Here is a 24,503-nt window from a genome sequence, read left to right as displayed (position 1 = left end):
GACAATAACGCCAAAGACCATGTCCAGCTCAGCAGCGCTGCTCGCCACCGTATTTGTCTCGTGCCTCTCCAGCGCGGCCGTGCTGGGCTACCTTGCGCGCTTCCAGGTTGCCGGACTGCGCCGCTGGCTGGCCGCGCATTGCCTGTTCGCGCTTGCTTCGGGAGTGCTGTTCGTCACGCACGCGCGCCCGTCGGCGGCTGTGATGCTGGCCTCGTGCGTGTGCGTGCTCGCAGGGGCGTTGCTGATGTTGCAGGGCTGCCGGGCATTCGTCGGCAAGCGCAGTGCGCGCCGGGGCGAGCATGCCGCGTTGGCGGGCGCGGTCTGTGCGCTCCTGTACTGGACGTGCGTGGCGCCTGATATCACCGCGAGAGCCGCGCTCATGTCGTTCGCGCTTGCCTACTCGCGGGTTGCCGTGGGGTGGACCATCTGGAGTGCGCGAGTGCGTGGGCGCTCGCAGTACGGTCACTGGCTCGTGCTTTGCGCGGCGCTCATCGGCGGGCTGGTGTATTTCGCGCGCGGGGTGCTGAACACGTTTTTTGCCGACACGTCGCTTGCCTGGCCCTCGCATATCGCTCCCGACTTCGCCTTTCTCGGCGTCAGCATTCTTTCGTTGCCGATTTTGTCCATCGGACTTGTGATGCTTGCCAACGACCGGCACATGCAGCAGGTCGAAAAACTGGCCACATTCGACGATCTGACGGGTGCGTTGGTACGCCGCGCGTTCATCGATCGCGGCGAAGCGCTGTCGCGCGCGGCGCGTGCCACGCAGGTGCAGTTGAGTGTCGCGATTATCGACATCGACGATTTCAAAGCAATCAACGACCGGCACGGACACGCGGCGGGCGACCGCGTACTCGCCGATTTCGGCGCGCAAGTGCGCAGGCACATGCGTGCCGGCGACGTGTTCGGACGCCTCGGCGGCGAGGAGTTCGCGATACTGTTTCCGCAAACTTCGATGGCGGACGCGGCGCAGCGCATCGGCAACATGCTGGTCGCTATCCGGCGCCCGCCCGACCAGCCGCATGACAAGCCGGCGTATGCGTTCAGCGCGGGCCTGAACGACTGCTTGCGTACAGAAAGCCTGGGCGATGCGCTGGCCGGCGCTGACGCCATGCTTTATCGCGCGAAGAGGGCCGGCAAATGCCGGATAGAACTCGCGCCCGGGCAAGGCGAGAGCGAAGCGGCGGGCAGCATGGCGGGCTCGGTGCTCTGATGCGTCATGCAGTGGGCGCACGTTCGCCCGGCGCGGGCTTGCAAGCACGCGCCGCTGCGCACGCGCTGCCTGGCTGTTCAGTGCGGCTGCTCGATCATTAAATAGCGGATCACCAAAGCGGGATCGGCGATATCGAGTATCAGGCGCCGCAGAATGCGCTTGCGCATGTGATTGTCGTCGAGCATCCACGGCCCGCCCGCATCGCTCAGATAGCGGCATAGCGCGGCGCGCGTGTCGGCGTCGGAGGGCACGTTCAGGCGAACCGCAAGCAGGCCGGCCACTACGTCGTCGAGTTCCAGGGTCAATGGACGCGAGTCGATATTGAGCGTCAGTTCCATACGTATTCAAGCGAGTCGCATGTCACGCAAGGCGGCTGCGGATCATGCAAAAAGCGGCTCCGCCAGCCGTCAGGATGGCGGAGCCGAACTGGAGCCGTGCCGGACCGGAGCCGAAGCCGAAGGCAGTCCGGCAATGGCAGCCGAACCTACATTACCGTTGCTACTTGTGTACTGGTTAGTACTCCATTTCCGGCGCTGCCGCGGCGGCGGGCTTTTCTTCCTTCGGCGCTTCCGCGACGGTCGCGTCCGTCGTCAGGATGAGGCCCGCAACCGAGGCCGCGTTCTGCAGCGCCGTGCGCGTCACTTTGGTCGGATCGACAACGCCTGCTTCGACCAGATCGCCATACTGTCCCGTCGACGCGTCGTAACCGAAATTGCCCTTGCCTTCGAGCACTTTCGCGATGACGACCGAGGGCTCGTCGCCCGCGTTCGAAGCGATCACGCGCAGCGGCGCTTCAAGCGCGCGCAGGACGATGCGGATGCCCGCGTCCTGGTCGGCGTTGGCGCCCTTCAGGTTAGCGATGGCCGAGCGGGCGCGCAGCAGCGCCACGCCGCCGCCCGGCACGATGCCTTCTTCCACTGCCGCACGGGTCGCGTGCAATGCATCGTCCACGCGGTCTTTCTTTTCCTTCATCTCGACTTCCGTCGCCGCGCCCACCTTGATTACGGCGACGCCGCCCGCGAGCTTCGCGACGCGTTCCTGCAGCTTTTCGCGGTCGTAGTCGCTGGTGGTTTCGGCGATCTGCGCGCGAATGGCCTTCACGCGCGCGTCGATGCGTTGCTGGTCTCCGGCGCCGTCGATGATGATCGTGTCGTCCTTGCGCACTTCCACGCGCTTGGCGCTGCCGAGGTCTTCGAGCGTCGCTTTCTCGAGTTGCTTGCCGGTTTCGTCGGAAATGACGGTTGCGCCCGTGAGCACCGCGATGTCTTCGAGCATCGCCTTGCGCCGGTCGCCAAAACCGGGCGCCTTCACGGCGGCCACCTTGAGCACGCCGCGCATTGAATTGACGACGAGCGTTGCAAGCGCTTCGCCCTCCACATCTTCAGCGATGATGAAGAGCGGCTTGCCCGCCTTTGCGGATGCCTCGAGAATCGGTAGCAGATCGCGGACTGCCGAAATCTTCTTGTCGTATAGAAGGATCAGCGGATCGTCGAGATACGCGGCCTGCCTGTCGGGATTGTTGATGAAGTACGGGCTGAGATAGCCGCGGTCGAACTGCATGCCCTCCACGACGTCGAGTTCGTTGTCGAGCGACTTGCCGTCTTCCACGGTGATCACGCCTTCGTTGCCGACCTTGTCCATTGCGTCCGCGATGATCTTGCCGATTGCTTCGTCCGCATTCGCCGAGATCGACGCGACTTGTGCAATCTCCTTGCTGGTCGAGATGCGCTTCGAGGTCCGCATCAATTCGTCCAGCACGGCCGCGACCGCCTTGTCGATGCCGCGCTTCAGATCCATCGGATTCATGCCCGCGGCGACGTGTTTCATGCCTTCCTGCACGATGGACTGCGCAAGCACCGTGGCTGTGGTGGTGCCGTCGCCCGCCACGTCGGCCGTTTTGGAGGCCACCTGCTTGACGACCTGCGCGCCCATGTTCTCGAAACGGTCTTTCAGCTCGATCTCTTTCGCGACCGACACGCCGTCCTTGGTGATGACCGGCGCGCCGAAGCTGCGCTCGATCACCACGTTGCGGCCTTTCGGGCCGAGCGTCACCCTCACGGCATCGGCCAGCACGTTCACGCCCTTGACGATCCGGCTGCGGGCGCTGTCGTGGAACCTGACATCTTTCGCACTCATCTTGTTGCTCCGGGGAAGTCTTCAAATGGTTATCACGCGGCTTTGCGCTGCTCGGCGGCGTCTGCTTCGAACACGCCGATCACGTCTTCTTCGCGCATGACGAGCAGTTCCTCGCCATTGACCTTGACCGTCTGGCCCGCGTATTTACCGAACAGAACGTGGTCGCCGACCTTGAGTTCGAGTGGTTGCCGGGTGCCGTCCGTCAGAAGGCGCCCGTCGCCGACCGCCATCACCTCGCCCTGCTCGGGCTTTTCGGCGGCGGAGTCCGGAATCACGATGCCGGAGGCCGTCGTGCGTTGCCGCTCGATTCGCTTGACGACAACCCGGTCGTAGAGGGGACGAATGTGCATTTCCATCTCCTGTGCGATAACAGATCACCAAAAAGGGAATCCGGCTGCGCGCGAACAGCGAGATGCCTGAACGCCCGCTTCGGGGCGCAGCCGTTGCCAGTGGGCTGGCGGAAAGCGAAATAGGGTTTGGTCGGGCGAGTTCAAGAGCCTGTTTTGGGGCCAGTTTGTAACAAAATTTTTCAGCCGCGGCTTCCGGATTGTTCGGCCCTCGGCCCATGCAAAAGCGAACTTGAAGTTCGTTGGGCGCCGATCTATTTTATTTTCGGCCCAGCAGTCGCGTTGTACGCGCTGCGCGTTTTGAACGTACGCTGTCACCGCGCGAGAGTCGCCATTCGGGCAGTTTCCCGACGGCGCACGTCAGGCAAGGGCGACCCTGCGGTGCCGTACAAGGCAGAAGGAGGATGCGATGAACACCGACCCGAAAAGGTGGAATCCTTTCAAGTTTCTTCGCGGCTCGGGGCGCAAACCCGAGGCAGACAATGCGCGCGAGGCGTCGGCGAGCGAGCAGTGGCGCGCCGCATGGCCTGACATTTCACGGCTTTTTCCGCGCGACCCGTGGCGCGCGGTGGAGGAGTTCTTTCACGATCCTTTCGCCGGCCGCGGCGCACTGGAACGATGGTTCGGCGATTTCAGCTCGTCGCGCTTCCAGCCGCGTATCGACGTGGTTGACGAAGGCAAGGTGCTGCGCGTGACGGTCGAACTGCCGGGAATGGAGCGCGAGGATCTGACAGTGAGCGTCGAAGACGGCGCGCTCGTGTTGCGCGGCGAGAAAAAGCAGGACGTGCATAGCGAAGAGGACGGCTGCTACCGGCTCGAGCGTGCATACGGAACCTTCGTTCGCACGATCCCGATGCCCGAGGAGGCCGATCCCGAACGCGCACTGGCCAAATTCGATAAAGGCGTGCTAACTTTAACTGTACCGAAGCAGGAGCGACCTCGGGCCGCTAGCCGGACAATCGACATCGGCTAGCGAGAGCTTCACTGGAGCCGCCACCGCTTTGTTAGTGTTTGATAGACGCTCGGGGCAACGGGCGCGAAGAGGCCGGGTCGTTAGCTCAGCTGGTAGAGCAGCGGACTTTTAATCCGTTGGTCGGCGGTTCGAATCCGCCACGGCCTACCATGACGAGGAGTTGGCTCCGCTCGTCGCCGCCATGCCGTTTTCGTTCGCACGCCACCCGCGCGCCACAATGCACGAGGCTGGAGCGCGTTTGCCGCCTGTGTTGCCTTTGTCGCGTTTGCGGTATTAGCCGCGTGCGCCGCCTGCTGTCCTGCCGTTCGATGCAGCACCGCGAGCGCTGTATCGAACATGCCACGCATTGCCTGCATCTGCGGGGGCTTCTGGAGCTGCTCGAACACAAGCACAACGCAGAAGCACAACGCAGAAGCGCCAGATCCGATGCCAGCGCATCTGTTGCACACGCTCGTCGCGCTGTCGCGCATCGGCACGATTCACGAACCCTGAACCGCTCACTTGACCTGCAACGCCCGCGCGTAACGCGCGGCTCCAACGAGACACCATGAACATCGACCAAACCCTCATCTCCGCGTTCGCGCCCACGGGCAAGCTGCGTGCATCGATCAATCTCGGCAACCCCATTCTCGCGAACAAAGACCCGCAAACGGGCGAGCCGTTCGGCGTCTCCGTCGATCTGGCGCGCGCATTTGCCGGAAAGCTTGGCGTCGAGCTCGAATTGGTCGTGTTCGACGCGGCGGGCAAATCGGTGCAGGCGCTGAGCGAGGAGCGCGCGGACTTCGGCTTTTTCGCCGTCGATCCGTTGCGCGGCGAGACCATCGCGTTCACCGCGCCGTATGTGTTGATTGAAGGCTTCTATCTCGTGCGCGACGATTCGCCCGTGCGCACCAACGCGGACGTCGACCAGCCGCATAATCGCGTGGCGGTGGGCAAGGGCAGCGCCTATGACCTCTTTCTCACGCGCGAACTGAAAGCCGCGCAGATCGTGCGCGCGCCCACGTCGCCGACCGTCGTGCAAACGTTCCTTGAACAGGGACTGGAAGTCGCAGCGGGAGTCAAGCAGCAACTCGAAGCGGATGCGCGCACCAAACCCGGACTGCGCCTGCTCGATGAGCGCTTCATGGTGATTCAACAGGCGATGGGCACGCCGAAGAGCCGCGGCGAAGCGGCCGCTGCTTTCCTGCGTGGCTTCGTCGAAGAAATGAAGGCGTCGGGCTTCGTCGCCGATTCGCTCAAGAGACACGGCATTGCCGGGGCGTCGGTGGCCCCGGCGGCTTGAGTGGCGGCCTGAGTGGCGGCTATCGGCCACTGACTGCATGCGAGCGCCGGGCAACGGGCTGTCAAAGCCTGCCCGGCCTTGCGGCTAGCTAGACGCCGGCAGCTTCGCCGGTTCGTCCGATGCGAGCATCCGCCGCTCCTTGTGTCGCCGTGCGCGAAGCAGCAAGAGGCGCGGCGGGTGGCGGAATCAGTTTGCCCCGCACCAGCAAGTCCAAGGTCTTGACCGCGAGGATCGCGATAATCACATTGGCGAGGACGAACAGAACTGGCGCGGCCGATGCCACGACACCGCCCGCGCCTCGCTCCACCATACGCAGCGCCATGGTCGGTAATGCGGCCACGCCGAAGCTGAAAGCCCAGTATCCAGGCACGAAGGGCTGTTGGCGAATCCACGGCAACAGGCGCAACAGCAGCAATGCCTGATAGAGACCGTAGCCGAGCAGCATCAGCGCGAACATGTCAGGCGTCCCGCTCGTCAGTGCGACATAGGCCACACCGCCCACCACTGGCGGCGCCAGTTGAATGCCGAGCGTCGGCCGTAATGCCTCGGGCAGCGGTTCATGTACGGCGGCGCGATGCAGTACGAGCGACTCGATAGCGAGCCAGAACAGCACGCCCGCGCCGAAGAACAGGCTGCCCAACTGGTGAAAGCCGAAAGCCGCGGAGGTCGCGCCGGCCACGAAGCTCGGCGCAACGGTCGGCAGGTAGATGGCGGGCGTGACGAGTTCGGGCTTGCGTCCGCCTTGCCAGAGCCGCCCATGCAGATACGCGCCGAGCACGAGCTGCGTCAACGCGGCAATGCCGAACAACGCGAGTGCAAAACCATGCGCATGCGGCTGCAACAGTTGCGCAGCCAGCATGCTCGACACGGGGCCCAGTGCCACGAACGACGACTGAACCGGGTGCTGGAGTTCGGCGCGGGCGTCTGCGGCATGCGTACGCCACTTCTGTGCATAGCCGACCAGAACCGCGAGCCATACCGCCAAAGCTGCTACTGTCATCCCCGTTCCAATGGCAACAGGCAACTGCCATAACCGGATCGCCACACGCCACAAATTGGCAAGCGCCAGTGCGCCCACTGCGATGCCGAAGAACGAGGCCGGAATCGCGCCACGAGTTTTGTTCATCACCGAACCTCCGAGCGTTGCGTCGCGCTCCAGGATTTCCGGAGCGCGCAGTCGATGACGTACTGTAAAACTCGCGCCGCAAACGCTGAACGCGAGGCACGCTCAACAAATCGCGCAATCGTCTCAATCTGTAGAAAGAGGAGAATCGGTCATGCCAGCAGGCAGTGCCGGTAAGCAGCACCGCAATCTGCAGCGAAACTCACGGCCGCGGATGCCGCGCCCCACAACGGTTTCCTTTACCGGCGGACCGAACGCCCGGCTTCACTCCGCATGCGGTGAGGCGGCCGCGGGCGACAGTTCCGCCAGCAGCGACATCAGATAGTCGATATCGACCGGCTTGACGAGGTGATGATCGAACCCTGCGGCTTGCACACGCAGATGATCGTCGGCCTGGCCGTAACCCGTCACCGCGATCAGCACGGGCCGCGTTTCGCCCCTCTGGCGAATCAGCCGTGCAAGTTCGTAGCCGTCGGTTTCCGGCAGGCCGATGTCGAGCAGCGCGGCATCCACAGGCTCGGCTTGTGCTTTGGCCAGTGCCTCCTGCGCGCCATACGCGACATCCACGTGATAACCCTCACTCTCGCAAAGCAGCGCGAGCGAGTCGGCGGCGTCCTTGTTGTCGTCGACGATCAGCACGTGCAGCAAAGCGCGCTCTGCATGCGAGGCTCCCCGCGCCGAGGGTTCTTCGTGCAACGATGCTGACGCTTCCGGCGCGTGCGAGAGCGGCAGCCTGATCGACACCGTAGCGCCGCGGCCCGGTCCTGGGCTCGCAATGTCGATGCCGCCGCCGTGCAGTTCCACCAGCTTCTTCACCAGCGACAAACCGATGCCGAGACCGCCATGCGCCCGATCGAGCGTGCGCTCGCCTTGCGCGAACAGATCGAAGATGTGCGGCAGCAGATCGGATGAAATGCCGCTGCCGTTGTCTTCGATGGTGACGGTAGCGAAGCGCTCGTCGGCAAGCGCGGTGACGCACACGCTGCCGCCAGGGTCCGTGTACTTGCACGCGTTGTTCAGGACGTTGACGAGAATCTGCGAAAGTCGCAGCGGGTCTGCATGCAGCCAGACGGGCGCGGGCGGCAGCGTTACCGTGAGATGCTGGCTGCGCGAGGCCGCCATCGACGAGACCGTTTCCAGCGCGCCATACACGGCGGTGCCAAGCAGCACTGGCTCGCGTCGAAGCACGATGCGCCCGTGTGTGATGCGCGACACTTCGAGCAGATCGTCGACGAGTTGCGCCATATGATCGACCTGCCGGCTCAGCATGCCGACAAGTTCGCACGACTTCATGCCCGCTTCTTTCTCGCGGCGCAGCAGCGCAATGGCGTTGCGCATCGGCGCGAGCGGATTGCGCAGTTCATGCGCGAGCATCGCGAGGAATTCGTCCTTGCGGCGGTCGGTTTCGCGCAATGCGAGTTCGAGCGTCTTGCGCTGCGTGATATCCACCGCGCTCGCGATCACGCGCCACGGGTTGCCGTCCGCATCACGCTGCAGCACAGCCTGGCTTTGCAGCCAGTTTTCGTGGCCGCGCATCATGATGCGGAATTCGAGCGGCTTGTCGAATTCCCCGGTTAGCGCGACGCGTCGCATCGCGGCGTCCACGGCGGCGCGGTCGTCGGTATGGATGCGCTGCAGCGCCGCGTCGTACGACAGTCCTGTCGGTCCAGTCAGCACGCCGGGCGCCGCGTCGACGCTATCCCAGCAGACTGTCCATGAATCGAGCGCCAGATAGCCGATGGTCATTTTCGCCGCGCGCATGGCCACTTGCAGGCGCAGATTGCGCTCTTCGAGCGCCGCGGCGGCGGCGCGCTCGTCGGTCACATCCGTTGCCATGCAGAACCATTCGCGCAGCGTGCCGTCGTCGTCGCGCAAGGGCGCGGCACGCGCGGACATGGTGCGCCAACTGCCGTCGCGCCGGCGCAGCCGGAAAGTCATCGAGCCCGGCATTTCCGATTTGACGATAGCCGACCACGTGTCGCGCGCGCATTCCTGGTCGTCGGGATGAACCAGCTCGAGCCATCCGCACCGCGCGCTCAGGCCCTCTTCGGGAGCGAACGCCTGCCAGTTGCCAAGTTGTTTGGTGTGACCCGCCGCGTCCGCTATCCACGTCAGTTCCGAACTCGCTTCGACAAGCGCGCGATAGCGCTGTTCGCTGCGCTCGCGTTCGGTCTGCGCGTCGTGCTGTTCGGTAATGTCGTACGTGACGCCGAATACACGTTCGATTGCCGTGCCCGCACCGCAATCCGTTTCGCCGCGCGTGCGCAGCCACAAACGTCGCCCGTCCTCGAGTTCGATCGGAAAGTCGAGCTCGAACGGCACGCACTGGTGCAGGCGGCCGGTCAACTCGCGCGCGAACCACGCGCGATAGCTTTCGGGAATCCGGTCGAAGAGCCATTGCAACGGTACTTCCGCTTCCTGCCGTTCGAGCCCGTAGATTTGCGCGAGCTGTGCGCTGATGCGCGCGGTGCGGCTGCCCATGTCCCATTCCCACGCACCGACGCGCGCTGCGTCGAGTGCGAAGCGCAGACGTCGTTCGCCGACTTCGTAGGCTTCGCCGGCCTGCACGAAGTCGTCGATGTCCATCGCAATGCCGCACGCGCCGCAGACCGTGCGCGCGTCGTCAAAAATCGGCTGGATACGCAGTTTGTGCCAGCGGTGGCGGCCGTCGAAACGCTTCAGGCGCGCATTCACCTTCGCGCTTTCGCCTGCTGTCAGCGCGCTGCGCCATGCGTCGAGCACTTTCCTGACATCGTGTTCCAGAACAAACTGGTCCCAATGGATCGTGGTGTTCGGCGCGAAAGGATTGCCGAGGTACTTGCGGCACGCAATGTTGGCATACGTGACAATTCCGCGCGCTTCAGCGGTCCACACGAGAGCCGGAACCTGATCGGCAATTTCGTTGTTGCTCATTGCGTTGTCAATCGCACTGTTTTACCGCTTCGATAGGACGTCTGTTCAGATCGCGAGTGAGATTGAGGCACTGCGCTGCCGAAGCAGGGCTAGCGCCAATGGTCGTGTGCGCGCCGCCTCGCTGCTATAGGGGAAACCATGAGTGAGCTCCCCCTTGCGGCGCTTCGCCGCTTACGTCCTGGCCAAATCCGCAGACCTTTAGGCGCAATACGTCGATATGCCACTTCCTTCTGCTCATTGTGCGCCCGAAACCGGCTGCAATAATACGGGCGTGCGCACGGTTGGACCGACCCGCGATAGCCGCATGACAACTGAGCATACGGCGCGCCTTGGTGGCACAGGAGACGTGATGAACAGAATTCCGCTTGCAGCATGCGACCATAACCATTCACGTCGGCGCGGGGGGCGTATCGCGCTCCTGCCGCTTGTTGCGGCGCTGTTGTGCTGCGCGAGTTCGTTCGACGCACAAGCCGCGGGCGCATTGCCCACGGGCGGGCAATTCGTCGGCGGCAATGGGTCGATCAGCGGCAACGGCACGACGCTGACGGTCACGCAGGGCTCTGGCCGCGGCGTGGTCGACTGGAACAGCTTTTCGATTGGCAGCGGCAACCGCGTGGTGTTTGCCAACGGCAACGGCGCGACGCTCAACCGTGTGACCGGCGGCTCGCCGTCAGCGATTCTCGGCACGCTCACTGCAAGCGGCAGCGTCTATCTGATCAACCCGCAGGGGATTCTTGTCGGACCGCGCGGCGTCGTTTCGACGAACGGACGCTTCGTCGCCTCCACGCTCGACGTTGCGGACACCGACGCCTTCATGAACGGCCAGCCGCTCACGCTGTCGGGCAATTCGAGCGCGGGCGTGGTCAATCTCGGCACGATTGCCTCCGGCAGCGGCGACGTGTTCCTCATCGCACGACAGCAGGTGGGTAACGCCGGCACCATCAGCGCGCCGAACGGCACCGTCGAACTGGCGGTCGGGCAGCAGGTGCTGCTGCAGGATTCGTCGACGGGCCGCCAGGTGTTCGTGCAGCCGGCGCAGCAGGGCGCCGGCGGAACGATCATGAACGGCGGCCTGATCCAGGCGGCGCAAGTCAGCCTGCAAGCCGTGGACGGCAACATCTACGCGCTCGCCGGCAATCACGAGGCAATTCGTGCGACGGGCACCGCCACGCGCGACGGCCACGTGTGGCTGATCGCGGGGCGCGGCACGTTGCAGCCGGGGGGCGCAATCGAGGCAAGCGGCGGCACCGTCGACATGAGCGCGGATAACGTGGTGTTTCCCGCAGGCGGCACGACGGTCCGTGCGAATCAATGGAATATCGCGACGTCCAGCTTCACCGTCGACGACAATGCGGCGCGCGCGCTGTCGGCAGGCCTCGGCACCGGCACACCGGTGAATCTGCAAACGACCGGCGCGAACGGCGGCAGCGGCAACATCGACGTGAACTCGGGCCTTGCGTGGCAAGGTAATGCGTCGCTCACGCTCGCGGCGTATCGCAACCTCAGCATCGCGCAAGGCGCAACCCTTGCCAACCAGGGCAGTGGCAACCTGACCCTGCGCGCGGATGCCGCCAGCCTCGATAACGGCGGTAGCGTCGTGAATGGCGGCGTGATCGACTGGTCGCGCAGCACGGGGCTCGTGACGATGCTTTACGACATGAACGGCAGCTATAGCGCCGGCACCCTGCTCGGCAACCCTGCGTGGAGCGCCGCGCCCGGCAGCGGGCAGCTTACGCAGATCACGGCGTACAAGCTCGTCAACAACGTCACGGACCTGCAGAACATTTCGCAGGACCTCGCGGGCAACTATGCGCTCGGCACGGACGTTGACGCGAGCGGCTATACCTTGACGCCGATCGGCAATCACACCACGCCTTTCACCGGCCAGTTCGACGGCATGTGGCACAGCGTGCGCAACGCGCACATCGAAGTCGCCGACTTCAGCAAGGATTATTCGTCCGGGCTCTTCGGCGTGGTAGGCCTCGCGGGCGTGCTGCGCGACGTGGGCGTGGAAGACGGCTATGTCAGCACGAGTCACCTGGGCAGCGGCCTTCTGGCCGGCGTTAATCAAGGCGTGATTGCTAATGCGCACTCGAGCGGCGTGGCGATGGAGATCTATCAGAACGGCACGACGTTCGGCGGACTGGTAGGCCGCAATGAAGGCGCCGTGGAGCGCTCGTGGAGCAGCGCCGCCATCTCGGGCTCGGACGCGAACGGCGGGCTCGTCGGCTACAACCTGGGGTCCATTGCACAGTCGTATGCGACGGGCAGCGTCAGTCCCGTTTTCTCGACCGGCTACGGCGGTGGGCTGGTGGGCATCAACGATGGAAGCGTCAGCCAGTCGTTTGCGACCGGTGCCGTGCGAACCCGAACGATGCCGACGCATGGCGTGATTGCGTTCGGCTCCGGCACGCTCGCGCCAGACGTCTACTGGAACCGGGAGACGACTGGGCAACCCGCGAGCGGCGGCAGCCTGCCGCCGTCGAACGGGCTCACCACCGCGCAGATGAGCGACCCCGCCAGCTTCGCGGGCTATGACTTCGGCGCCGACGGCGTATGGGCGATGCCGTCTGGCGCGACGCAGCCTGTTTTGCGCTGGCAGCTTGCGCATTAGCCCGTGCGTTAACTTGCACATTAGCTTGCGCATTGACCTGCGCATCAGGCGGCGCGTTTCATACGCGGGTTCGCTGTCGCGCGCAGCACGTATGCGTTGGTTCAAACTCGCGCCGTGCGTGGTGTTTGCGCTGCACGCCGGGGCCGCGGTCGCCCAGGCCTGGCGCGACGTTGCCCCGCAACCCGCTCCGCCAACGCCGCGTAGTGCGCCATCGCAACCTTCAGCGCCATCCGTGGAGAACGCGGCGCAGATTGCAGTGAGCCGGCTCGAAGGTCTGGTGTTCGAAGTCGCGGGCACGACCGAGCCTGCCGCGGCAGCGCAGGGCGGCATTACCGCCGCGCATCTGCCGGTTCTGGACGCCGCATTTCTGCACACGTTCGACAGCGACATCGGCAAGCCGCTCACGTTCTCGCGCCTTGCGCAGATACGCCGCGCCGTGGTCGAGCGTTATCGTGCCGCCGGCAAACCGCTCGTGGACGTGTACGTGCCCGAGCAGGACGTGAGCTCGGGCGTCGTGCATATCGCAGTGGCGGAGTTTCGCCTCGAAGAGGTGCGCACGAGCGGCAACCGCTACTTCTCCGACGACCTGCTGAAGCGCGAAATGCCGCTCAAGGCCGGCGGCCCGATTCTGCAGTCGGACGTTTCGCTGGGTCTTGCGGTGCTCAACGCGAATCCCTATCGACGCGTGGATGCGGTCTTCGCGCCAGGGGAAGCCGCGAATTCAACCGACGTCATCCTGCAGACCGACGACCGTCTGCCGTTGCGCGTGAACGCGGGCTACGACAACGCGGGTGTGCGCGATCTCGGCCGCGACCGCTTTTTCGCGGGCATCGACTACGGCAACCTGTTCGGTCTCGACCAGCACGTCGCGTATCAGTTCACGGCGAGCAACGACTTCTTCAGCGGCAATCCCGACATTGAAGGACGGGCGAATCGCGCGCGCTTTATGGCCCACGCGCTCAGCTACATTGCGCCGCTGCCGTGGCACGACAGCATCGAACTGTTCGGCGTCTATGCGCAAAGTACGCCGCGTCTGCCGGACAGTTACGGGCAAACCGGCATATCCGCGCAAATGAGCGTTCGCTACGACTGGCGTTTGCCGACAACAGGCGATACCGCTCAGCTCGTGCAGTTGGGTTATGACTTCAAACGCAGCAACAACGATCTGGAATTCGGCGGCTTTCAGGTATTCAACTCGAACACGCACGTGCATCAATTTCTGCTTACGTACGATTTCAGCAAGCCGGGCGATGCGGGCGCCGCCCATGCGTCGGCGACGCTCGTGGCAAGCCCGGGCGGTCTCGACGCCTCCAACAGCGACACAGCGTTCGACGCCGCGCGGCACGGCGCGACTGCCCGCTACGCGTATCTGCAGATTGCCGCACAGCGCGCGCTCGCACTCGGCGGGGGCTTTACGTTAAACGCGCGCGGCACGTTTCAGTGGACGCCCAATACCTTGCTGCCGAGCGAGGAAATAGGCCTTGGCGGAGAGTCCAGCGTGCGCGGCTACGAGCCGTATGTGGTGCTGGCCGATCGCGGCTGGAACGTGCAGACGGAATTGCGCGCGCCCGCCTTGCCCTTCGGCGCGAGCGGCGCGGCCGCGCAGCCTTTTGTGTTCGTCGATGCCGGCCATGTGTGGAACCGGATCGATCAGCCCGTCGAGGCCGGAAACGCGTCGCTCGTCAGCGTGGGCGCAGGCGTGCGTTTTCAATGGTCGCGCTTCGTGGATTTTCGCTGCACCTACGGCGTGCCCCTGCGTGCGCCGACTCCGGGCGCATCCAAGGCGCCGATGGTGTTGCTGTTCGTTTCCATCGGCACATGAAGCGCGTACGGCAAGTTAGATATGGGCGAGCACCCTGCTTGCCAGCTTGCGCAGCTCGTCGAACTGGGTGACCAGTTCGAGGCACAGCACGAAGGCCAGCATCGCGGAAGGCCCCGGGTAGCGCTCGACCCATCGCAAGAACACAGCTGAAGTGCGTGCACGAACGGCCTCGCGCGTCATGACGTACGTGATGACAATTCCAATTGCGGCGCCGACGATCAGGTCCGTGGGATAGTGAAAGCCGAGATACGCCCGCGGAACGCAGATGAACAGCACCGTGTACGCGAGCGCCAGCAGGCCGATTCTTCGCCATACAAGAAAGATGCCGGTGGCAATGGCCATCCACAGCATCGCGTGGTCGCTCGGGAACGAGCTCCACGATGTCAGCAATGCGTCTTTCGACACGCTGGTCGCGAATTGCAGATGCAGTTCGGAACTGTAGACCGGGCGCACTCTGAACGGCAGCCAATGGGTCAGCGCCCGTCCCATGAAAAGTGCGAGGATGCCGCTCAGTATTGTCGCGATGACCATTTCGCGGCGCCACGTGCTGCGCTCGTCTGACTGAAACCACATGCACCACAACAGCGGAATGAGCAGCAGACCTTTGAAGGTATACAGGTCTGCAATTGCCTGAATTGCATGGGTGACGAAGAAGCCAAAGTGGACGTTCGAGAGGTACGTCTCGATGGTTGTATCGAAGCTATTCATTCTTTTGTGGGTATTTAAAGACTTGTGTGAAACCGCCCGTACCGTCTCCCTGTGCTGCTGGGCGGCATACACCATATTTGTGACAAAACGGCTAGTGGTTGGTGTACCTGATGACTAATGAACGACGATATTTCACTAGATGCGTTGCCTATACTGGGCTTACGCGCCGGAGGCCCGTCCTGCGCGTCCGGGTCCCCGGCAAGCAACGGGAAAGGGGAAACGTCATGGCGACTTATGTGGTTCTTGCGCAATTTACTGATCAGGGCATGCGCAACATAAAAAACAGCGCGCAGCGCGCCGGCCAGGCAGCGGAAATGGCCAGGAGCTTCGGCTGTGAAATGAAGCAGATCTATTGGACGATGGGGCAGTACGACATTGTCACCGTCGTCGAGGCGCCCGATGAACAGAGCTTCATGTCGTTCGGTTTTGCACTTGGTTCAGCGGGGAATGTCAAAACCCAAACGCTTCGTGCGTTTTCGAAAGATGAACTCAGCGCGTGCCTCGGCAAGCTACCCTAAAGCGTTGCGCAACAAGAGCACCGGGTTTGATGCGTTGGCTGGGTAGCGGTGACACCGTTCGCTATCCAGCTATTCTTCAGCTCAGGCAAAAAGCTGCTTGTGAAAGAAAGTCGTGCCGCAGAACGTGCCGTCCGGCATCAGCGCATAGTTGGGCACTTCTCCCACGCGTTGCCAGCCCGCGCGCGCGTAAAGCCGCTCCGCGTCTCCGCCCGTGACAGTGTCGAGCACGAGTACGGATTTGCCGGCGCGTCGGGCTTCCTCGTCGACAGCCGCGAGGAGCCGCGCGGCGATGCCTCTGCGTCTGGCTTTGCGGTGCACGAGCATCTTCGCGACATCCGCGCGATGCGGCTGATTCTCGGGCTGGGCTATGACGAGTTGCACGGTGCCCGCAAGCTTGCCCGCGGAATCTTCGGCGACGAGCAGGATGCGCTCGTCGCGGGCCACGCCATCGGCGACGTGTTGCCAGAATTGCAGCGCGGTCTGCTTCGAAATCGGCAACATGAAGCTGACCGATGCGCCGCCTTCCACACAGTCGATCAGTAGATCGGCGAGTGAATCGACATAGGTCATTGCTTCGTCGGCATGGATGCGTCGAACGGTAATCGTGTCGGTCATAGGTGACTCCGTGAGTCGAAAGGCAAGCTGAAAAGCGCCACGCGATAACCGGCGCGCCGGCGCATAGCGTCTGGCAGAACGATCAATCGCTCGTTGTCTTGCGTTGCTTGTCAGTCGCCTTCGCGGACGCAAAATACGTTTGCAGCGCGGGTGCCGAACGGTCGCTCAGCGCACAGATGCGCGCAAGCCAGTCTGCTTCCGCGGGCCATTCGCCTTCCAATACGCGCGGATAAATCTGCCGCACGAACTGATGCAGCGCTTTTGCACCGATATTGCCGCTCACGCCGAGCAGCACGTGCAAGGCTTCGCGTGTGGAGTCGAAGTCGCGTGCCGCGACGCTTGTGGCGAGCCTGGCCACCGTCGCGCGAATCTGCTCGATGCCATTCAGGAACGTCTGGTCCAGCAAGTCGAGCGCAACCAGTTCCTGCAGATGTTTGTCGTCAAGCAACGGGCCTTCGTTGAGCGACGCGAGCTTGCCCGCGGGCAACGCGTCTTCGTGCGCTGACACGCCATCTTCCCGCGCATGCTCAAGTCGCTGGCGCGCGAACTGCCGCGCCAGCGCCGCATATAGCGCACCGACCTGCGCCGGTTTGGTCATCACTTCGTTCATGCCGGCGGCGAAACACTTTTCCACGGCCTCCATGTCGGATTGGCTCGTCAACGCAATGATCGGCAAGCTCGCATAAGCGTCGGTGCGCGCGCGGATCAGCGCGGTGGTTTCCACGCCGCCCATGCCCGGCATGTTCATGTCCATCACGATGGCGTCGATGGCCACGCCTTCCTGCAGCCGGGCCAGCACGGCCGGCCCGTGCTCGGCTTCGACGACCGTCGCGCCGAATCGCTCCAGATAGCCCTTGGCGACGAGCCTGCTGTAGGTGTCGTCGTCGGCGAGCAGAATCGTTTTGCCTGCGAAGCCGTCGAAATGTTGGCTGCGACCATGCCGATGACCGCTCTCGAAGAGCTTGTGCAGCACGCCGATCAACTCGGCAATGCTCGCCGACTTGCTGACATATTCATCCATGCCGGCGCGGCGTGCGAGAACGCGCGCCACATTAGCGGGCTCCGCCGTATACGCGACGATCATCGCGTTGCAGTTCGGATTGCGACGATCCGCGCGAATCCGCTCGGTTGCGGTGTAGCCGTCCAGCGCCGGCATGTTGATGTCCATTAGCACCAGATCCCAGGGCGTGGGCTCGCTGAGCGCAGCGAGCGCCGCCTCGCCGTCGGCTGCTTCGCCTGGTTGCGCGCCCGCCTTCGACAGCGCTCGCCGCGTTCGCGCGCGCTGGTCTGCATCGTTGTCGACAATGAGAATACGCTTGCCGTTAAGGAGCGAGGCGGCGCGCTCGAACACTTCCTGCTCGTGCCGCGCGACCTCGCTATCGGAGACGGGCGGAAACTCCAGCGTGAACTGCGTGAACTGGCCGACCTGGGAGCGGCAACGGATGGTGCCGCCAAATGCGCGCATCGCGCGCTGACAGTAAGCAAGCCCGAGCCCCGTGCCGGCGGAATTGCTGGCCGTGCGAAACGGCTCGAAAAGATGCGGCAGCATCTCCGGAGCAATGCCCGGTCCGGTGTCATGCACGATCACCGTTTGATTGTCTACCGTCAGCGTGAGCGTTGCGGCAGGATGCGCGGCAATATGATGAAGCGCGTTCTTGATCAGATTGAACAGCGTGAACAGGTAGACCGTTTCGTCGACCTTGAACGTAAAGTCCGCGAGCACCACGAGTCTGACTCGCGCGCGCTCGTTCTGGTCGCTAAAGCCGTATTCCTCCAGCGCCTTGCGCGTGGCCGCCGCCGCGCTGACGTACGTGAACTGATCGGAGCGGATCGCTTTTGCGCTGACTTCGTCGAGTGTCATTGCGATGATGCGCAAACCGCGCTCAATGGAAAGCTGGCCGTGGGCCAGATGGCGGTACAGCAGCTCGGTCCGGCGCTGCGTCGCAGCGGGCGACGCGTGATGATCCATCGCTGCGGGCAGCACCTCTTCCACTCTATCCAGAACATGCTTGAGCTGGCTGAGCGGATTGCGCATTTCATGAGCGATCGAGCCGGCCAGCGCGCGCAGCGCTCCCGTGCGCGCCTGCGCGACGATTCCTTTCAGATTGCTGTACGAGAAGGTGATGCCTGCAAAAATGCCGAACGTAAAAACGGGCAGATAGGTGTAGAGAAACAGATGCGTATCCACATGGACGGCTTGCGGAACCACAATGCGCGCGCACAGCACGGCAGCTCCGATGCCGAGGGCGAGATTCAGTGACAACGCAACGAACGACGGAAAGATCGCGATCAGGAAGAAGACCATACCCAGCTCGGCCATGGACCAGAGCATCGAGTAATGGCCGACCAGCAGGTAGTAAGTGAAGAAAAACGGCAGCGTGTACGCCACCGTTACAAAGTAATACCAAGGCAGGAGGCGCACTACCGAAGCCGGCCAGAAGCGCCGCAAAAGCAGCAATGCGCAACTGGCAGTGCCGAAAACACGCATCAGCAGGTTCTCGTTCGGCTGGGGATCGACAAACGTCCACCAGAACCAGTACAGCGGATGTCCAATGGTGCCGATCAGGCCCACAGCCAATACGCTGTAGTCGGAGACCTTCGCGGCGTCGGACACTATCCGGTTAAGGTAGCGGATGCCCCCTGAAATGGCTTTCATGTCGCGCTTCTAAATTTGATTGACGTGAGCTTTAGAACTTGAAGCTGCTGACGTTGAACGACATGCCGGCACTGCCCACCCAGCACAGCACTCTGTCTCCGCGCTTCAGTTCTCCGCTGTCTTTCGCCATTGCAATTGCGGCGGGAATAGAGGCTGACACGAGGTTTCCGGTCTCCGGATAGATGTGATACATCTTGTCCTGGATCCCCGCCTTTTCTCCATAGCCGTGCCACGCCGCTTTCGAGGAGGCATGGGTAAAGACAATGTCGATATCTTTCTTCGGAACCGGCAGTTTAGCCAGGACTGCGGTGAGTTCGTCGGAATTCTTATGAAGCTCGTGGCCAAACGATGTAAAACGCATGTCGCCGTTTTTCCCAATTCGCTCGGACGGATGGCAAAACCCTTCATAGCCGGGAATGGGAATCGTGCACAGGTCGGACACCTCGGGCTTTCCGCGAAACGCAAAACTGAAGTTATCCGGCTCTTTCGCAACGAGCAGCGTGGCGGTGGCCGCTTCGCCGATGGTGAAGGACGGCAGCGTATATTCGATTTGCGCCTGATTTTTCAACGCAAAGTTCGCCGGGAAAAGTGGGCCGCCAGCCAGCATATTGAACTCGGCGTTGACGATCATGGCGTTTCTGTACTGGCCGCACTTGAACAGACTGTCGATAATCGACATGGCTCTTGTCCAGCTCATGCATGCGTCGACTACGTCGAAGCATTCGGCATTGGTGAAGCCGAGCGTGCTGGCCATCATATGGCTATTGCCGGGCTCCAGAAAGCCCCTGCCGATACCGACATAAATAAAGAGCTCGATATGTTCCGGCCGCAAATAGGTCTCCGCCAGAGCCTTGCGGGTGGCCATGGCAACGTGGTCGATGGGTGACTCGTGGCTGTCGCACCAGCGCCGGTTCACCAGACCGCTTCTGTCGAGCAGGGTCTTGATGGTGCGTATGCCTCGGTCGATGTCGCCGTCATAGCCGGTTGAATGAAACCGGATCATATCGGTGACTTCGTCGTTCGTTACGATTCTGGAAGGCAGGCTGACCGCCACATTCTTGATAAGCATAAACAATCCATAAAAGAGGTTTGTTGGTGGATGAAGTCTCGTTCGCGCACGTAGCGCGTGCGCCTGTACTGCGGCGTCCGCTTTTACGGCGCTCGTACATTAACGCGTCCACCGCGACTGGCGAAATACCGTCGCTCCTCGTTGGATCATTTATCCGGCGGCGCATACCGGTAGTCGACTGGAACCGTCGCCCCATCGCCACTTGCGCGGCGACGATGCACAGTCGCCGCCCGTCACCGCCGCGCTTTCACAATGTAGCGCCGGCCACCAGCTGCAACGCGGGCGCAAGCTTTATGCAAACTTCCGGGCGCTCCAGTGCGTAGGCCAGGTTTCTCTGCGCGATCTGCACATGCTCGGTGGCCAGCGCGAGCGCTCGCGTACCCTCGCCGCGCTCCATCGCCTGAACCAGGCTGTGATGCTGCTCATGCGCCATGAAAAGCCATTGGCGGCCTTCCTCGATGGCCGATTGCATCGGCAGCATCGCGCTAGCGGCGGCGAACGGCAGGCGGTTGTTCATGTCGATGGCGCGAATCAGCGCCGCATTGCCCGAGCCGTCGACCACCAGTTTGTGAAAGCGATTGTTCATGTCGGTATAGGCGGCGTAGTCGTCGAGATTCAACTCGGTTTTCGCCAACAGCTTGTCGCCGGCGCGCAGGCATTCTGCCAACCCGTTCGAGAGCTGGCGCGGCACGCCATGTTCGGCGACGAGTCGTGCCGCCATACCTTCCAGGTGTCCGCGTACCGCAATGGCGTCGGCAATTTCCGCCGCAGTGATTCGCCGCATCACGTAGCCGCCGCCGGGCGACGGCTCGACGAGCCCCTCTTGCTCAAGCGTGGTCAGCGCGAGGCGAACGGGGGTGCGCGACGCCTGCAGCCGTTCCGCCAGCGCCACTTCGCCAAGGCGTTCGCCCGGCGCGAATTCGCCCTTCAGTATCAGATCGCGTAGATAGACCAACACCCGCTCTTGCTGCGACTCCATCTTTGTTCTCCCGTTGCCTGGTTGGCGTCCTGCGTTGGACGCCATGTGCTTTTCATTGTAGCTGAGCGGAGCGCTCGCGAAGCTCCTGCGATGTCTGTCTTGAACATCAATTGTCTTGCATTGTATGCAATCCGGCCTTTGATAACTGGAAGCACTGAGGCGATCGACGTACGGGAAAGTCCCTACATGTCGTTGTAAATGTATATAAAACAATGGCTTGCGAAAGTAACTGGACAGCTATCGGGTCTTTCGGGGAGGGGTGCGATGTATGCAATACTTGAGACTATGAATTCATTCGCCTATCCTTTGCATCATCAAAAGGACATCTCTGCATGCAGAGAATCGTCATCTGAATCCATACCAGGAGACAACGCCATGATGAGTTCCGAGCAGAACGACGCGATCACGCGCGTCGGCAAGGGCACGCCCGCAGGCGCGCTGTTACGCAACTATTGGCAACCGGTCGCGCTCGTAGAGGAGCTTCCCCAAGTGCGGCCGGTGCGTGCCGTGCGGCTGATGGGCCAGGACTTCGTCGTGTTCAGGGACGAAGAAGGGCGCTACGGCATGCTGGACCGCGATTGCCCGCATCGCGGTGCCGATCTCGCCGCAGGCCGGCTGGAAGCAGGCGGCTTGCGTTGCGCCTTTCACGGCTGGCTGTTCGATGTGAACGGCCAGTGTCTGTCAACGCCAGGCGAGCCTGCGGGAAGCACGCTGTGCAAGAGGGTTCGTCAAAGCGCTTATCCGGTGATCGAGCGCAGCGGCATTCTTTTCGCCTATATCGGCACGGGCGAGCCGCCGGCATTTCCCAACTTCGATTGCTTCGCGGCGCCCAACGAGTACACCTTCGCATTCAAGGGACTGTTCGAATGCAACTGGTTGCAGGCTCTGGAGGTGGGCATCGATCCGGCCCATGCATCGTTCCTGCATCGCTTCTTCGAAGACGAGGATGTGAGCGCGAGCTACGGCAAGCAGTTTCGCGGCGCGTCGGCCGATTCGAATATGCCTATCACCAAGGTCTTGCGCGAATACGAGTCGCCGGAGATTCTCGTCAGCCCGGCGGACTACGGTCTTCGGCTCATCGCCAAACGCCCGCTGGATGACGAGCACACGCACGTGCGCGTCACGAATGTCGTGTTCCCGCAGGCCTTTGTGATTCCCATGAGCGCCGAGATGACGATCACACAATGGCACGTGCCCGTGGACGACGAAAACTGCTACTGGTACGCGATTTTCACCAGTTTCGGCGCGCCGACCAACAAGCAGCAGATGCGCGAGCAGCGGCTCGAACTCTATGAACTGCCCGACTACACATCGCGCCGCAACAAGCGCAATCAGTACGGCTTCAACGTCCACGAGCAACTGACCGAGACGTACACCGGAATGGGCTTCGACATCAACGTGCACGATCAATGGGCGGTGGAATCGCAAGGGCCCATTCAGGACCGCACGCGTGAGCATCTCGGCACGACCGACAAAGGGATCATGGCGTACCGGCGCCTGCTCGTCGATGCAATCGAAAAGACGCGAGCCGGCGAGAAGACCTTGATGATGATCGGCGAACAGGAAGCGGCGCATCTCACCGGGCCGGCTTCCATTGACGGCATCGCGCCGGCTGAGCGCTGGGACGACTACTGGAAACAGGCAGACGTGAATCGCCGCGCTGCGGCGCCGTGGCCCGCGCCCAAGGCCTGAGTCGATATCGCAAACCGGAACGGAGCGCGCGGCGGCTGCCGCGCGAGAGAGCTATGTCTTTTGTGAAGACTCATGGTCTGTGGACCGATGCGCAGCACTCGGCCTTTGCACAGCTTCTGGAGCGTCTGAAGGAAAGTGACGTACAGGTAGTGCGATTCTCGTTTCCCGATCAGCACGGACTCCTGCGCGGCAAGACGCTTGTGGTCGCCGATGCGATCAAAGCTTTCGAATGCGGCGTGACGCTCACGAGCACGCTGCTTGCGAAAGATACGTCGCATCGTACCGTATTCCCCGTGTTTACAGCGGGCGGCGGATTCGACATGCCGGAAATGCAGGGCGCGTGCGACACGCTCATGGTCGCGGACCCGCAAACGTTTCGCGTGCTGCCGTGGGCGCCGCATACGGGCTGGGTGTTGTGCGACCTGTACTTTCCGAACGGCAGGCCGGTGCCCTTCGGCACGCGCCACCTGTTTCGCCGCGCGCTCGAACGCATCGAAAAGCAGGGGTTCGAGTTTGTCAGCGGCCTGGAGGTGGAGTTTCATGTTTTCAAGTGCATCAACCCGAACATGAAACCCGAGCATTCGGGCCAACCCGGCTTGCCGCCCGACGTCGAATTGCTGTCACACGGCTATCAGTACCTGACCGAACTGCGCTACGACGCGGTGGATCATGTGATGGAGATGTTGCGGCATGGCATAGAGGGCCTCGAATTACCGGTGCGCTCACTCGAAGTCGAGTATGGCCCGAGTCAGTTCGAGTTCACGTTTGCGCCGACCAGGGGCATCAAAAGCGCGGACGACATGATCCTGTTTCGCAGTGCAGTCAAACAGATCTGCCAGCGCAACGGCTATCACGCGACTTTCATGTGCCGGCCGCGCATTCCCAATGTGGTGTCGAGCGGATGGCATCTGCATCAGTCGCTCATGCAGATTGAAGACGGTGCCAACGCGTTCATGCCGACCGACGCCGCTTCGCCACTTTCCGTTACCGGCCAGCGATACCTCGCGGGGCTGCTCGCTCACGCGCAGGCAGCCACTGCGCTGTCCACGCCGACCATCAACGGCTACAGGCGCTACCGCCCCTATTCGAATGCGCCCGACCGCGCTATCTGGGGACGCGACAATCGCGGTGTAATGCTGCGCGTGCTCGGCGGGCCGAACGACCCGGCCACGCGCGTCGAGAATCGCGTCGGCGAGCCTACGGCCAACCCGTACCTGTACTTCGGCGCCCAGGTGCTGTCAGGGCTCGACGGTTTGCGCCGCAAGCTCGAGTTGCCGCCTTCCGCGGACACGCCCTATGAAACGCAGGCAGAACTGCTGCCCCGCTCGCTGGGCGATGCGATCGACGCACTACGTGCAGACGAGTGTTTGCGCGAGGGCTTCGGCAGCGCCTTTATCGACTACTTCTGCAAGCTCAAGGAGGCGGAGATCAGCCGCTTCAATCTCGAAGTCACCGAGTGGGAACACCGCGAGTACTTCGAGAACTTCTAGGCGGACCCGATCATCAAGGAGACATGCCATGCCTATCGTCACCTACATTCTGCGCGACGGGAGCCGCAGTGAAATCGACGTCCCCGCCGGCACCAGCGTGATGGAAGCCGCGATTCACAACAACGTTCGCGGCATCGACGCGGAATGCGGCGGATGTCTGTCGTGCGCGACCTGCCACGTCTATATCGATTCGTCGTCGACCGCCGAGTTGCCGGAGCCTGACGATACGGAACGCGAACTGCTGGAGGGCGTGGCCGCGGAACGCCGTCCCGAGAGCCGGCTCAGTTGCCAACTCGTCGTCGCACCGGCGATGAACGGACTGGTTGTGCAGATCCCCGCGAAACAGGGATGAA

Annotated in this window: 19 protein-coding genes and 1 tRNA gene; 10 read left to right on the top strand and 10 right to left on the bottom strand. The window is 62.7% G+C overall.

The genetic code is table 11. The annotated features are described in order from the left end of the window. The first annotated feature begins 19 nt into the window (after positions 1-19). Positions 20-1,213, top strand: coding sequence for a GGDEF domain-containing protein (locus tag F757_RS0131570; protein WP_027214832.1), 1,194 nt, complete (start codon positions 20-22; stop codon positions 1,211-1,213). 77 nt (positions 1,214-1,290) lie between these two features. On the opposite strand, the gene F757_RS0131565 is transcribed toward F757_RS0131570, so the two are convergent. The 3 genes from F757_RS0131565 to F757_RS0131555 form a co-directional block, all read right to left on the bottom strand. Beyond that, positions 1,291-1,551 carry a hypothetical protein gene (locus tag F757_RS0131565; RefSeq protein ID WP_027214831.1) on the bottom strand — a complete coding sequence of 87 codons (261 nt, stop codon included), beginning with the start codon at positions 1,549-1,551 and terminating at the stop codon, positions 1,291-1,293. 175 nt (positions 1,552-1,726) lie between these two features. Next, positions 1,727-3,349, bottom strand: a complete 1,623-nt coding sequence (gene groL, locus F757_RS0131560; RefSeq protein ID WP_027214830.1) for a chaperonin GroEL — start codon at positions 3,347-3,349, stop codon at positions 1,727-1,729. Positions 3,350-3,381: 32 nt separating this feature from the next. After that, positions 3,382-3,699 carry a co-chaperone GroES gene (locus F757_RS0131555; protein ID WP_027214829.1) on the bottom strand — a complete coding sequence of 106 codons (318 nt, stop codon included), beginning with the start codon at positions 3,697-3,699 and terminating at the stop codon, positions 3,382-3,384. Positions 3,700-4,105: 406 nt separating this feature from the next. On the opposite strand from F757_RS0131555, the gene F757_RS0131550 reads away from it, so the two are divergent. From F757_RS0131550 to F757_RS0131535, 3 genes are all read left to right on the top strand, one after another. After that, the gene (locus F757_RS0131550) at positions 4,106-4,669 is read left to right on the top strand and encodes an Hsp20/alpha crystallin family protein (protein ID WP_027214828.1); all 564 of its coding nucleotides are present in this window, start codon (positions 4,106-4,108) and stop codon (positions 4,667-4,669) included. Positions 4,670-4,743: 74 nt separating this feature from the next. After that, a tRNA-Lys gene (locus F757_RS0131545) sits at positions 4,744-4,819 on the top strand. Positions 4,820-5,216: 397 nt separating this feature from the next. Next, the gene (locus F757_RS0131535; RefSeq protein ID WP_027214827.1) at positions 5,217-5,951 is read left to right on the top strand and encodes an ABC transporter substrate-binding protein; all 735 of its coding nucleotides are present in this window, start codon (positions 5,217-5,219) and stop codon (positions 5,949-5,951) included. 88 nt (positions 5,952-6,039) lie between these two features. Here F757_RS0131535 and tehA read toward each other — a convergent pair whose 3' ends face one another. Then, positions 6,040-7,077 (bottom strand): dicarboxylate transporter/tellurite-resistance protein TehA, encoded by a 1,038-nt coding sequence (gene tehA / locus F757_RS0131530; protein WP_035467750.1) that lies wholly within the window; start codon positions 7,075-7,077, stop codon positions 6,040-6,042. Between the two features lie 261 nt (positions 7,078-7,338). After that, a complete protein-coding gene (locus F757_RS0131525; protein ID WP_027214825.1) occupies positions 7,339-9,987 on the bottom strand; it encodes a PAS domain-containing hybrid sensor histidine kinase/response regulator in 2,649 nt (882 codons plus the stop codon). A 349-nt stretch (positions 9,988-10,336) separates the two neighbouring features. On the opposite strand from F757_RS0131525, the gene F757_RS0131520 reads away from it, so the two are divergent. Further along, positions 10,337-12,601 carry a two-partner secretion domain-containing protein gene (locus F757_RS0131520; protein ID WP_027214824.1) on the top strand — a complete coding sequence of 755 codons (2,265 nt, stop codon included), beginning with the start codon at positions 10,337-10,339 and terminating at the stop codon, positions 12,599-12,601. A gap of 91 nt (positions 12,602-12,692) precedes the next feature. After that, positions 12,693-14,423 carry a ShlB/FhaC/HecB family hemolysin secretion/activation protein gene (locus tag F757_RS0131515; RefSeq protein ID WP_027214823.1) on the top strand — a complete coding sequence of 577 codons (1,731 nt, stop codon included), beginning with the start codon at positions 12,693-12,695 and terminating at the stop codon, positions 14,421-14,423. A 15-nt stretch (positions 14,424-14,438) separates the two neighbouring features. Here the strand turns inward: F757_RS0131515 and F757_RS0131510 are convergent, their stop codons facing one another. Further along, positions 14,439-15,131, bottom strand: coding sequence for a phosphatase PAP2 family protein (locus tag F757_RS0131510; RefSeq protein ID WP_027214822.1), 693 nt, complete (start codon positions 15,129-15,131; stop codon positions 14,439-14,441). Positions 15,132-15,355: 224 nt separating this feature from the next. Here F757_RS0131510 and F757_RS0131505 point away from each other — a divergent pair, with 224 nt between their 5' ends. Next, positions 15,356-15,649 (top strand): GYD domain-containing protein, encoded by a 294-nt coding sequence (locus F757_RS0131505; protein ID WP_027214821.1) that lies wholly within the window; start codon positions 15,356-15,358, stop codon positions 15,647-15,649. Between the two features lie 81 nt (positions 15,650-15,730). Here F757_RS0131505 and F757_RS0131500 read toward each other — a convergent pair whose 3' ends face one another. The 4 genes from F757_RS0131500 to F757_RS0131485 form a co-directional block, all read right to left on the bottom strand. After that, the gene (locus tag F757_RS0131500) at positions 15,731-16,264 is read right to left on the bottom strand and encodes a GNAT family N-acetyltransferase (RefSeq protein ID WP_027214820.1); all 534 of its coding nucleotides are present in this window, start codon (positions 16,262-16,264) and stop codon (positions 15,731-15,733) included. Between the two features lie 82 nt (positions 16,265-16,346). Beyond that, positions 16,347-18,920, bottom strand: coding sequence for an ATP-binding response regulator (locus F757_RS0131495; protein WP_027214819.1), 2,574 nt, complete (start codon positions 18,918-18,920; stop codon positions 16,347-16,349). Between the two features lie 31 nt (positions 18,921-18,951). Further along, on the bottom strand, positions 18,952-19,989 hold the full coding sequence (locus tag F757_RS0131490; RefSeq protein ID WP_027214818.1) for a 3-oxoacyl-[acyl-carrier-protein] synthase III C-terminal domain-containing protein: 1,038 nt from the start codon (positions 19,987-19,989) through the stop codon (positions 18,952-18,954). A 247-nt stretch (positions 19,990-20,236) separates the two neighbouring features. Further along, on the bottom strand, positions 20,237-20,968 hold the full coding sequence (locus tag F757_RS0131485) for a GntR family transcriptional regulator (RefSeq protein ID WP_027214817.1): 732 nt from the start codon (positions 20,966-20,968) through the stop codon (positions 20,237-20,239). Positions 20,969-21,343: 375 nt separating this feature from the next. Between F757_RS0131485 and F757_RS0131480 the strand changes: the two genes are divergently transcribed. Genes F757_RS0131480 through F757_RS0131470 form a run of 3 tightly spaced genes read left to right on the top strand, consistent with a single transcriptional unit; the run spans position 21,344 to position 24,502 of the window. After that, positions 21,344-22,660, top strand: coding sequence for an aromatic ring-hydroxylating dioxygenase subunit alpha (locus F757_RS0131480; RefSeq protein ID WP_027214816.1), 1,317 nt, complete (start codon positions 21,344-21,346; stop codon positions 22,658-22,660). Between the two features lie 53 nt (positions 22,661-22,713). Further along, the gene (locus F757_RS0131475) at positions 22,714-24,150 is read left to right on the top strand and encodes a glutamine synthetase family protein (protein ID WP_027214815.1); all 1,437 of its coding nucleotides are present in this window, start codon (positions 22,714-22,716) and stop codon (positions 24,148-24,150) included. A 28-nt stretch (positions 24,151-24,178) separates the two neighbouring features. Further along, positions 24,179-24,502, top strand: coding sequence for a 2Fe-2S iron-sulfur cluster-binding protein (locus F757_RS0131470; RefSeq protein ID WP_027214814.1), 324 nt, complete (start codon positions 24,179-24,181; stop codon positions 24,500-24,502). Position 24,503 lies beyond the last annotated feature (1 nt).

This window comes from Burkholderia sp. WSM2232 (assembly GCF_000472545.1).
GTDB lineage: Bacteria > Pseudomonadota > Gammaproteobacteria > Burkholderiales > Burkholderiaceae > Paraburkholderia.
The sequence above is the reverse complement of the archived record's forward strand: the minus strand, read 5'-3'. Positions and strand labels throughout refer to the sequence as shown.